This is a genomic window from Azospirillum isscasi (assembly GCF_030849505.1).
Classification (GTDB): Bacteria; Pseudomonadota; Alphaproteobacteria; order Azospirillales; family Azospirillaceae; genus Azospirillum; species Azospirillum isscasi.
Genome location: NZ_JAUJFI010000179.1, coordinates 1 through 10,785, shown reverse-complemented (window position 1 = coordinate 10,785; position 10,785 = coordinate 1). Strand labels below are relative to the sequence as shown.

Below are 10,785 nucleotides of genomic sequence, written 5' to 3'. Positions count from 1 at the left end.
CGTGGCAGACCAGCGGCGGGTGCCGGCGCGCCCGCTTCGCGGCGTCGGCGGGCGCCGGCTCCTCCACCTCGCCGTCGCCGGTCAGCAGGACGACGCGGCGCGCACCGGCCACCAGTGCCGGCGCGTCATCGAGGCTGAAGGACGGGAGGGAGGGCGCCGAGGTCAAATCCATGGCGCGCAGTATAATGGCCCCCGCCGCCGCAATGCGAGCAAACCCGTGTTGACCGGGCGGCCCGCCCCCTCGAAAGTGCTCCCCCGTCCCTTGAGCGGCGCAGAGGAGAGGTCGAGCGCATGCGGTTTCCGGTCCGGCGTCTGCTGAGACTTCTGATGGCCCTGGCCGTCGCCCTGGCGGCCTTCAGCGTCGGCTGGGCGGCGCTCTACCGCGTGGTGCCGGTGCCGGCCACGCCGCTGATGCTGATCCGCGCCGCCGGGGGTTCCGGGCTTGACCACGACTGGGTGCCGATGGCGCGGATCTCCCCGCACCTCGCCCGCGCGGTCATCGCGTCGGAGGACACGCTGTTCTGCGGCCACGGCGGCTTCGACTGGGCGGCCATCGAAGGCGCTTTCGAGGACAACGAGGAGGGCCGGCGCCTGCGCGGCGGCAGCACGATCAGCCAGCAGACCGCCAAGAACGCCTTCCTCTGGCCGGACCGCAGCTGGACCCGCAAGGGTGCGGAGGCGTGGTTCACCCTGCTGATCGAGGCGCTGTGGCCCAAGAGCCGCATCCTGGAGGTCTATCTGAACAGCGTTGAGTGGGACGACGGTGTGTACGGCGCCGAGGCCGCCGCCCGCCACCATTTCAAGAAACCCGCCGCTTCCCTGACCCGCCGCGAGGCCGCCCTGCTGGCCGTCGTCCTGCCCAACCCCCGCAACTGGTCCCCGAACCCGCCCGGCGCCTATGTGGCGCGGCGGGCGGCGATCATCGAACGGCGCATGGCGGTGGTGGAGCGGGACGGGCTGGCGGAGTGCGCGGCAAAGGGCGCACGTTAACCCACGCGGCGCGCTTCATAGCCCTTTCCGAGCATGTCGCCCAGCAGCTTCGCCCGCTGCTCCGCCAGTTCGCGGCCGGCAAGGGCGCCGTCCCTGGCGATGATGGACGAGACGTCCAAGGCGTTCTGCGTCATCAGGAATCCACCCCGCGACACCTCGGCAACCTTCTGCCCGCCCTTCCAGAACTCGACGAGGGGGCGTTGGTTCTCGATGTCCCGCTCGGTCATCGCCGGTGGATTGCGCGCCAGTTCCTCCAGCTTCGCCCAGTCTTGGATCATTTCCGGGGGGCTGCGCAGAATCGGCAGGCCGGCGGTCGAAATCGGCTTCGGTGCGTTCGGGTCATTCTCGTCCAACGTCAACCTGAAACCGTTGCGCTCCCCACCGCCGTCTTTCGCCATGGCCGCAACCCCGGCGTTGAAGACGGTGGAAGTGACGCTGAAGGCGCTGCCGATGCTGGTCACGGACATCTCCTGGAACGATTGCTTTGGACACAACCGCAAGCAAAGATGGCGCCATCCAGCGAGTGCAACGAAATCAACGGCTTCGCGACCAGCCACACCCATCGGCGGCCCAGCTTATGCTGCCGGTCGGCAACTTATGCCTGTCGCGTCACGCCCCGCCCCCCGACATCCTGAGGCTGACCACCCCCGCCACGATCAGCAGGATCCCCGCCAGCTTCAGAAGGTTCAGCGACTCGCCGAACACCCACACCCCGATGGCCGCGATGGCCGCGGTGCCCACCGCCGACCAGATGGCGTAGGCCACGCCCACCTCGATCTCGCGCAGCGCCTGGGCCAGCATCGCGAAGGCCACCAGATAGCAGGCCACCACCGCCAGGCTGGGCCACAGGCGGGTCATGCCGTCGGACATCTTCATGGCGACGGTGCCCACGATCTCGAAGGCGATGGCGACGGACAGGAACAGCCAGCTCATGCGGGTCCTCGGCGGGTGATGCACTTTCAGAAATGCACCCGAACCGCGAGGCGGACAAGCGCGGCGCCCGTTGACGGACGGCGCGGTCCGCCCTAGGGTCGCTGCCTTTCTACACTTCCGTCGAGTTTTGAAGGGGCTCTACCATGACCGGCGAGCGGGAATTGGCGTTGCAGGCGAAGGCGTGGCCGTTCGAGGAGGCGCGCAAACTCGTCGCGCGCTTCGCGAAGGAGCCGCCGGCCAAAGGCTACGTCCTGTTCGAGACCGGCTACGGTCCGTCGGGCCTGCCGCACATCGGCACCTTCGGCGAGGTGGCCCGCACCACCATGGTCCGTCAGGCCTTCCAGCGGATGAGCGACATCCCGACGAAGCTCTTCTGCTTCTCCGACGACATGGACGGGTTGCGCAAGGTCCCGGACAACGTTCCGAACAAGGAACTCGTCGCCGCCAACCTGGGCAAGCCGCTGACCAAGGTGCCGGACCCGTTCGGCACGCACGAGAGCTTCGGCGCGCACAACAACGCGCGGCTGCGCGCCTTCCTCGACAGCTTCGGCTTCGAGTACGAGTTCCAGTCCTCCACCGACTGGTACACGTCGGGCCGCTTCGACGACGCGCTGCTCGGCGTGCTGCGGAACTATGACGAGATCATGGCCGTCATGCTGCCGACGCTGGGCGAGGAGCGCCAGCAGACCTACAGCCCGTTCCTGCCCGTCTCCCCCTCCACGGGGCGCGTGCTCCAGGTTCCGGTGCTGGAGCGCAACGTGGACGCCGGCACCATCGTCTTCCAGGACGAGGACGGAAAGAAGGTCGAGGTTCCCGTCACCGGCGGGCACGTCAAGCTCCAGTGGAAGCCCGACTGGGGCATGCGCTGGTACGCGCTGAACGTCGATTACGAGATGTACGGCAAGGACCTGATCCCCTCCGCGGACCTCGCCGGCAAGATTGTGAAGATCCTCGGCGGCACCCCGCCGGAGGGCTTCAATTACGAGCTGTTCCTGGACGACAAGGGCCAGAAGATCTCCAAGTCCAAGGGCAACGGCCTGACCATGGAGGAGTGGCTGGCCTACGCCCCGCCGGAGAGCCTCGCCCTCTACATGTTCCAGAAGCCGAAGTCGGCCAAGCGCCTCTACTTCGACGTGATCCCGCGGGCGGTGGACGAGTATCTGGCCTTCGTCGCCAAGCTGCCGGTGGAGGAGCCGGCCAAGGCGCTGGAGAACCCGGCTTGGCACATCCACAACGGCACGGCCCCGGCGGTGCGGTCGGATGTGTCCTTCAACCTGCTGCTGAACCTCGCCGGTGCGGCGAACGCCGAGACCAAGGACGTGATGTGGGGCTTCATCAGCCGCTACGCGCCCGAGGCGACGCCGGAGAACAGCCCCTTCCTGGACAGGCTGGTCGGCTACGCCGTCCGCTACTACCAGGATCAGGTGAAGCCGACGAAGCGCTTCCGCGCCCCCACCGACGCCGAGCGCACCGCGCTGGAGGATCTGCTGAAGCGTCTGGACACCGTTCCCGCCGACGCGGCGGGCGACGTGATCCAGAACGAGGTCTTCGCGGTCGGCAAGGAGCACGGCTTCACCGAGCTGCGCGCCTGGTTCCAGGCGCTCTACGAGGTGCTGCTCGGCCAGACCACCGGCCCGCGCATGGGCTCCTTCATCCAGCTCTACGGGCTGGACGAGACCAAGGCCCTGATCCGGGAAAAGCTGGCCGCCTGACCTCTCCCTTTCCCTCCCCCGCGCCGCCGGCCCGCCGCGGGGGAGGTTCCCGGAGCGATTCGCGGATCACCCGCCGAGATGCCGCTCCACGAGCAGTTCGGCGATCTGCACGGCGTTGAGAGCGGCGCCCTTGCGCAGGTTGTCGGTGGCGCACCAGAAGGACAGGCCGTTGTCCACCGTGTAGTCCTCGCGGATGCGGCTGACGAAGACGGGGTCGTCGCCGGCAACCTCGACCGGGGTGATGTAGCCCTCGTTGTCGTGCTGGTCGATCACCTGCACGCCCGGCGCCTTGCGCAGGATGCGGCGGGCCTCCTCGGCGGTGACGGGCTCCTCGCATTCGATGGTGACGGATGCGGAATGGCCGATGAAGACGGGGACGCGGACGCAGGTCGCGGTCACCTTGATTTTGGAGTCGAGGATCTTCTTCGTCTCGACGTTCAAGGCCCATTCGTCCTTCGTCGCGCCGTCCTCCATGAAGGGACCGATGTGGGGAATGACGTTGAAGGCGATCTGCTTGGAGAAGGTGGACTTCTGCACCGGGTCGTTGACGTAGATGGCGCGGGTCTGGCCGAACAGCTCGTCCATGCCGTCCTTGCCGGCGCCGGACACCGCCTGATAGGTGGAGACCACGACACGGCGGACCGTGAAGCGGTCGTGCAGCGGCTTCAGCGCCACCGCCAGCAGGATGGCCGCGCCGTCGGGGCTGGCGACGATGTTCCTCTTCCCATGGCCGGCAAGCGCCGCGGCGTTCACCTCCGGCACGACCAGGGGGACGTCGGGGTCCATGCGGAACTGCGGGCTGGCGTCGATGACCACCGCACCCGCCGCCGCGGCGCGCGGCGCGTGGGCCGCCGAGACCTTGGCGTCCGCCGCGAACAGCGCGAGATCCACCCCCTTGAAGTCGAACTTGCCGAGATCCTGGACCTTCAGCACCTCGTCCTCGCCGAAGGAGACCTCCTTGCCGACCGCGTTGTCGGAGGCCAGGGCGATCGCCTCGCCGACCGGGAACTTGCGGTCGGCGAGGGTGGTCAGCATCTCCCGTCCGACGTTGCCGGTGGCGCCGACGACCGCGACTGTGTAGCCCATGGCGGTGAATCCCTGTGATATGCGGTGCGAAGAGGGCTTGAGGTATGCGGTTCCCAATGGAATTGCAACAGCGCCCGCGTTGTGACACGGTGTTCGTCCTTATCACGAACGACCGCGACCTGCGCACCGGGGCATGGCCACTCCGCTCGAAGACATCATCGCCAAGGCGATCAAGGACGCCGACAAGTCCATCTTCAACGAGGACTACACCAAGCAGGCGCGTTCCGTGATGAACGCCCTGAAGAAGGCCGGCTACGAGGTCGCCCCCGTCCGCCCGCCGGAGGGGCTGGTGGAGTGGGCCAAGGAGAACATCCCCTTCGGGCGCCTGCGCCCGGCGGAGCTGATTACGCAGATGTATTCGATGATGGTGGAGAATGTCCGCCGGTTCGACAAGTAACTGTCCGAACCGCAAGACTGCGCCCTTGCCTCTGGTAATACCAGCTACAGCAAACCCCATTAGATTTCAGACACTTCCCGCGGTGCGCCATTTTAGCCACGGCCAAGTCCCTGCCGTTGACTCGTGTGCGTGAGAGGCGTAATTCAATCGCCAAACACAGCAGGGCTTAAAACTTTCGGTCTCGCATCACCCGCCGTCGCGGCAACCGCCCTCCTTGCCGCGACCGGTCGCCGAACTGAGGACGACGCAATGGCAAACGGCAGCGGTCGGCCGCTCTCTCCGCATCTGCAAGTCTACAAACTCCCCAGGACCGCGATCCTGTCCATCACGCACCGCATCACGGGCGTGGGGCTGGCCGTCGGTACCCTTCTGCTGACCTGGTGGCTGGTCGCCGCGGCCACCAGCCCGGCCGCCTTCGAACGCGCGCAGCACTTCATCGGCTCCTTCTTCGGCCTGCTGCTGATGTTCGGCTGGTCGCTGGCGCTCTACTACCACCTGTGCAACGGCGTCCGGCATCTGGTGTGGGACGCCGGCAAGTCGTTCGAGCTGAGCGAGGCCGAGCGCGGCAACCAGATCGTCGTCATCGCGGCGGCTGTGCTGACCGTGCTGACCTGGATCATCGGCCTGATCGCGTGGTGAGGAGAGAAGACATGGCGTCCAACAGCAAGACCCTCCGCTCGCCGCTGCAGATCGCGCGCGGCCTGGGCTCGGCCAAGCACGGGACCGAGCATTGGTGGCACCAGCGCGTGACCGCCATCGCCCTGGTTCCGCTGACCGTCTGGTTCGTTTTCGGCGTGATCCGCCATCTCGGTGCCGACCACGCGGCCTTCGTCGCCTGGATGAAGTCGCCCTTCTCGGCCCTGATGATGGTGCTGACCGCCGTGGTCACCTTCCACCATGCCCAGAGCGGGCTGCAGGTGGTGATCGAGGACTACGTGCACAATGAGCTGGCGAAGATCCTGAGCATCCTGGCCGTGAAGTTCCTGTGCTTCGCGCTGGCTGCCGCCTGCGTCATCGCCGTCCTCAAGATTTCGTTCGGAGCCTGACGAGCCATGGCCGCCTACGATATTATCGATCATTCCTATGACGTCGTCGTCGTCGGTGCCGGCGGTGCGGGCCTCCGCGCCACCTTCGGCATGGCCGAGAAGGGCCTGAAGACGGCGTGCATCACCAAGGTGTTCCCGACCCGCTCCCACACGGTGGCGGCGCAGGGCGGCATCTCCGCCGCGCTCGGCAACATGAGCGAGGACGACTGGCGCTTCCACATGTACGACACCGTGAAGGGGTCGGACTGGCTGGGCGACCAGGACGCCATCGAGTACATGTGCCGCGAGGCCATCCCGGCGATCATCGAGCTGGAGCACTACGGCGTGCCCTTCTCGCGCACGCCGGAAGGCAAGATCTACCAGCGCGCCTTCGGCGGCATGACCGCGCATTACGGCAAGCAGCAGGCCTACCGCACCTGCGCGGCCGCCGACCGCACCGGCCATGCCATCCTGCACACCCTCTACCAGCAGTCGCTGAAGCACGAGGCGGAGTTCTTCGTCGAGTATTTCGCGCTGGACCTCATCATGGAGGACGGCGTCTGCAAGGGCGTGGTGGCCTGGAACCTGGACGACGGCACCATCCACCGCTTCCGCGCCCAGCTCGTCGTGCTGGCGACGGGCGGCTACGGCCGCGCCTACTTCTCCGCCACCTCGGCCCACACCTGCACGGGCGACGGCGGCGGCATGGTGCTGCGCGCCGGCCTGCCGCTGCAGGACATGGAGTTCGTGCAGTTCCACCCGACCGGCATCTACGGCTCCGGCTGCCTCATCACCGAGGGCGTGCGCGGCGAGGGCGGCTACCTCACCAACTCGAACGGCGAGCGCTTCATGGAGCGTTACGCGCCGTCGGCCAAGGACCTCGCCTCGCGCGACGTGGTGTCCCGCTCGATGACCATCGAGATCCGCGAGGGCCGCGGCGTGGGTGAGCACAAGGACCACATCCACCTGCACCTGGAGCACCTGCCGCCGGAGATCATCCACCAGCGCCTGCCCGGCATCGCCGAGACGGCCAAGATCTTCGCGGGCGTGGACGTGACGAAGGAGCCGATCCCGGTTCTGCCGACCGTGCACTACAACATGGGCGGCATTCCGACCAACTTCCGCTGCGAGGTGGTCAACCCGACCGCCGAGGATCCGGACCGCGTGGTGCCCGGCCTGATGGCCATCGGCGAGGCGGCCTGCGTGTCGGTGCACGGCGCCAACCGCCTGGGTTCCAACTCGCTGCTCGACCTCGTGGTGTTCGGCCGCTCCGCCGCCATCCGCGCCGCCGAGATCGTGGAGAAGGGCAAGTCGGTGTCGTCGTCCGCCGCCGCGACCGACGTCGCGCTGGAGCGCTTCGACCGCATCCGCAACGCCAAGGGCTCCATCAAGTCGTCGGAACTGCGCCTGGAAATGCAGCGCACCATGCAGAACAACTGCGCGGTGTTCCGCACCGGCGAGGTGCTGGAGGAGGGCGTCAAGCTCATCGACCAGACCTTCGCCAAGAAGGGCGACATCTCCATCTCCGACCGTTCGATGGTCTGGAACTCCGACCTCGTGGAAGCCATCGAGCTGGACAACCTGCTCTATCAGGCGGTCGCCACGCTGCACTCGGCGAAGAACCGTCCGGAAAGCCGCGGCGCGCATGCCCGCGAGGATTATCCGGACCGCGACGACGAGAACTGGATGAAGCACACCGTCATCGAGGTGTCGGACAAGGGCGAGACGAAGATCGGCTACCGCCCGGTCCATCTCTACACCCTGACCGACGAAGTGCAGGTGTTCCCGCCCAAGGCCCGCGTCTACTAAGGCGGCAAGAGCAAGGCAAGGATACGAACCATGGTCGAATTCAACCTGCCCGCCAATTCCAAGGTCGGCGTCGGCAAGACCATCAACGCCGCGAACGGCGCCAAGCGGGCCAAGACCTTCAAGATCTACCGCTGGTCGCCGGACGATGGCCAGAACCCGCGGGTCGACACCTACGTCGTCGATCTCGACAAGTTCGGGCCGATGATCCTGGACGCGATCATCTACATCAAGAACAACATCGACTCGACCCTGACCTTCCGGCGCTCCTGCCGCGAGGGCATCTGCGGGTCCTGCGCGATGAACATCGACGGCACGAACACGCTGGCCTGCCTGAAGGCCATCGAGGACGTGAAGGGCGACGTGAAGATCTACCCGCTGCCGCACATGCCGGTGGTGAAGGATCTGGTGCCCGACCTGAAGCACATCTACGCCCAGCTCGCCTCGATCAAGCCGTGGCTGCAGTCGCAGTCGCCGGCCCCGAGCCGCGAGCGCCTGCAATCGCCGGAGGACCGCGCCAAGCTGGACGGCCTCTATGAATGCATCCTGTGCTTCTGCTGCTCGACCTCCTGCCCCAGCTACTGGTGGAACGGCGACCGCTACCTCGGCCCGTCGATCCTGCTCCAGGCCTACCGCTGGATCGTCGACAGCCGCGACGAGATGACGGGCGAGCGCCTCGACAACCTGGAGGACCCGTTCCGCCTGTATCGCTGCCACACCATCATGAACTGCACCAAGGCGTGCCCGAAGGGCCTCAACCCGGCCAAGGCCATCGCCGAGATCAAGAAGCTGATGGTCGTGCGCCGCTGATCCATCCGCAGCGGTCCGCCGATAGGGAACGGGGCGCCTCCGAAAGGGGGCGCCCCGTTTGCTTTGGTGCCGGACGCCGGTATCACGCCCGGTATCACGCCCGGTATCACGCAAAATCCGGGTCGGTGGGGCGGGAAGGCGGCACGTCGTCGTTGGGCAGGGGGGAGGGCATGTCCTCCTGCGGGCCGGGGGTCGGCAGGTCCGGGTTGTCGGTGATGGGGGCCGGGGCGGGGGCGTCCTGGCCCGGCGGCGGATGGGGCGGGGCCGCGCGCAGCGGCTGCGGGATGGCGGTCGGTGAGGTCCAGCCCATGGATCGGTGACTCCCGGTGTTGCGAGGGTTGTCGAACATCAACGGTCCGGCTGGCCCGTCTGCGCGCATTGACCGGCGGCGATGAGGGGGTATGCTTTTCGAGGGAGTGAATCATCCGGACAGAACCGACTCGAAGCCAAAAAGGGAGAAGATCATGGGCAACACGGCCGGTCAGGCGTTGAGCTACATCCAGGGCGAATGGATCGCGGGCAACCCCGCCATCGTCGGCCCGATGACTCACGCGCTCTGGCTGTCTTCGGTCGTCTTCGACGGTGCCCGCGCTTTTCAGGGCGTGGCGCCGGACCTGGACCGGCATTGCGCCCGCGTGGTGCGCTCCGCCCAGGTGATGGGCCTTGCCCCCATGCTGACCGCCGGCGAGATCGAGGAACTGTGCTGGGACGGCATCCGCCGCTTTCCCAAGGAGGCCGAGCTTTACATCCGGCCCATGTTCTATGCGGAGGAGGGGTTCGTGGCGCCCGACGCGGACAGCACGCGCTTCGTCCTGTCGGTCTACGAGGCGCCGCTGCCCAGCGCCGCCGGCTTCACCGCCTGCCTGTCCAGCCGCCGCCGCCCGGTGCCGGACATGGCGCCGACCGAGGCCAAGGCGGCCTGCCTCTACCCCAACGCCGGGCTGGCCCTGAAGGAGGCGCGGGAGCGCGGCTTCGACAACGCCATCATGCTCGACCCCATCGGCAACGTCGCCGAATTCGCCACGGCCAACCTGTTCATCGCCAGGGACGGGGTGGTGCGCACCCCGGTGCACAACGGCACCTTCCTCAACGGCATCACCCGCCAGCGCGTGATCGCTCTGCTGCGCGGCGACGGGGTGACGGTGGAGGAGGCCACGCTGAGCCCCCGCGACGTTCTGGAGGCGGACGAGGTCTTCTCGACCGGAAACTACGCCAAAGTGGTGCCGGTGACCCGCGTGGAGGGCCGGTCTCTGACGCCCGGCCCCTGCGCCGCGCGGGCCCGCGCGCTCTACTGGGAATTCGCCTTCCGCTGATCTCCAGCGCGGACCTCGGATGCCGGTTTCCGGGCGGTATGCGGACCGGAAACCGGCTTGATATGCGGCCCGTTCCGGGGCATGCTTCCGGCGAAGCGGCGGAGCGAATCCGCCGGAGGAATCGGCTGGGAGAAGAGAGCATGCAATTCCGCGAACGGCGCCGCGTGATCCAGGTGATCCGCACCGTCTACGATCCGGACCTGAAGCGCGGGCGGTCGGAGGTGGTCGGGAAGATCGACAAGGCCGCGCCCGTGGTCACCGACAAGCTTCAGAAAGCCTGCTCGCCCGAGGAGGTGTCGGAGATCCTCACCTATCTGGACGGCCGCAAGAACCGTCTGCGGAACGAGGCGGTGCGCGCCGGGGCGGAAACCCTGCCGGCCCAGATGCGGGAAGCCGCGGAGTATTTCCGCACCCACCGCGACGGCGAGGCGCGGGAGTTCGCCACGGAAATCCGGATGGCCTGGGAGGAGTTGAAGGCGGCTCTGCGCGAGTCCGGCTTTTCAAAGAACAAGGTGCTGAAGAAGGCGGGGGAGCGGGACAAGGGCCCGGAGAAGACGGAAGCGCTGGCCGCCGTGGCGGAACCGGCCGGCGAGACCGCCGCGGAGCCGGCTCCGCCCGCCGGTGCTCCCGCCCGCAAGCCGCGCGCGACGAAGGCGCGGACGGAGGGTGTGGCCGCGGATGGCAACTCCTTGGGGACGGACGGTGCCGGCGGT

The 10,785-nt window shown here is 67.5% G+C and carries 13 protein-coding genes; 9 read left to right on the top strand and 4 right to left on the bottom strand.

Going from position 1 to position 10,785, the window contains the following annotated elements:
- Window positions 1–291: 291 nt before the first annotated feature.
- Entirely contained in the window at window positions 292–990 is a 699-nt protein-coding gene (mtgA, locus tag QSG27_RS24635) for a monofunctional biosynthetic peptidoglycan transglycosylase (RefSeq protein WP_306710821.1), read from the top strand.
- Here the strand turns inward: mtgA and QSG27_RS24630 are convergent.
- Both QSG27_RS24630 and QSG27_RS24625 read right to left on the bottom strand, forming a co-directional pair.
- Window positions 987–1,451, bottom strand: coding sequence for a hypothetical protein (locus tag QSG27_RS24630; protein ID WP_306710818.1), 465 nt, complete (start codon window positions 1,449–1,451; stop codon window positions 987–989). The two genes, mtgA and QSG27_RS24630, sit on opposite strands and share 4 nt — an antisense overlap.
- A 148-nt stretch (window positions 1,452–1,599) precedes the next feature.
- On the bottom strand, window positions 1,600–1,923 hold the full coding sequence (locus tag QSG27_RS24625) for a DMT family transporter (protein WP_326522692.1): 324 nt from the start codon (window positions 1,921–1,923) through the stop codon (window positions 1,600–1,602).
- Window positions 1,924–2,066: 143 nt separating this feature from the next.
- Here QSG27_RS24625 and QSG27_RS24620 point away from each other — a divergent pair, with 143 nt between their 5' ends.
- On the top strand, window positions 2,067–3,635 hold the full coding sequence (locus QSG27_RS24620; protein ID WP_306710814.1) for a lysine--tRNA ligase: 1,569 nt from the start codon (window positions 2,067–2,069) through the stop codon (window positions 3,633–3,635).
- A 66-nt stretch (window positions 3,636–3,701) separates the two neighbouring features.
- On the opposite strand, the gene QSG27_RS24615 is transcribed toward QSG27_RS24620, so the two are convergent.
- A complete protein-coding gene (locus tag QSG27_RS24615) occupies window positions 3,702–4,721 on the bottom strand; it encodes an aspartate-semialdehyde dehydrogenase (RefSeq protein WP_306710811.1) in 1,020 nt (339 codons plus the stop codon).
- 133 nt (window positions 4,722–4,854) lie between these two features.
- Here QSG27_RS24615 and QSG27_RS24610 point away from each other — a divergent pair, with 133 nt between their 5' ends.
- The 5 genes from QSG27_RS24610 (at window position 4,855) to QSG27_RS24590 (ending at window position 8,759) form a co-directional block, all read left to right on the top strand.
- A complete protein-coding gene (locus QSG27_RS24610; protein WP_306710810.1) occupies window positions 4,855–5,118 on the top strand; it encodes a hypothetical protein in 264 nt (87 codons plus the stop codon).
- Between the two features lie 249 nt (window positions 5,119–5,367).
- Window positions 5,368–5,757 carry a succinate dehydrogenase, cytochrome b556 subunit gene (gene sdhC, locus QSG27_RS24605; protein ID WP_306710808.1) on the top strand — a complete coding sequence of 130 codons (390 nt, stop codon included), beginning with the start codon at window positions 5,368–5,370 and terminating at the stop codon, window positions 5,755–5,757.
- An 11-nt stretch (window positions 5,758–5,768) separates the two neighbouring features.
- A complete protein-coding gene (sdhD, locus tag QSG27_RS24600) occupies window positions 5,769–6,164 on the top strand; it encodes a succinate dehydrogenase, hydrophobic membrane anchor protein (protein WP_306710806.1) in 396 nt (131 codons plus the stop codon).
- A 6-nt stretch (window positions 6,165–6,170) separates the two neighbouring features.
- Entirely contained in the window at window positions 6,171–7,952 is a 1,782-nt protein-coding gene (sdhA, locus tag QSG27_RS24595) for a succinate dehydrogenase flavoprotein subunit (RefSeq protein WP_306710804.1), read from the top strand.
- Window positions 7,953–7,982: 30 nt separating this feature from the next.
- Window positions 7,983–8,759 carry a succinate dehydrogenase iron-sulfur subunit gene (locus tag QSG27_RS24590; RefSeq protein WP_306710802.1) on the top strand — a complete coding sequence of 259 codons (777 nt, stop codon included), beginning with the start codon at window positions 7,983–7,985 and terminating at the stop codon, window positions 8,757–8,759.
- Window positions 8,760–8,865: 106 nt separating this feature from the next.
- Here the strand turns inward: QSG27_RS24590 and QSG27_RS24585 are convergent, their stop codons facing one another.
- The gene (locus QSG27_RS24585; protein WP_306710800.1) at window positions 8,866–9,069 is read right to left on the bottom strand and encodes a hypothetical protein; all 204 of its coding nucleotides are present in this window, start codon (window positions 9,067–9,069) and stop codon (window positions 8,866–8,868) included.
- 154 nt (window positions 9,070–9,223) lie between these two features.
- On the opposite strand from QSG27_RS24585, the gene QSG27_RS24580 reads away from it, so the two are divergent.
- On the top strand, window positions 9,224–10,072 hold the full coding sequence (locus QSG27_RS24580) for a branched-chain amino acid aminotransferase (protein ID WP_306710798.1): 849 nt from the start codon (window positions 9,224–9,226) through the stop codon (window positions 10,070–10,072).
- Window positions 10,073–10,212: 140 nt separating this feature from the next.
- Window positions 10,213–10,785 (top strand): hypothetical protein (locus QSG27_RS24575; protein WP_306710796.1); only part of this gene is annotated, 573 nt, incomplete at its 3' end.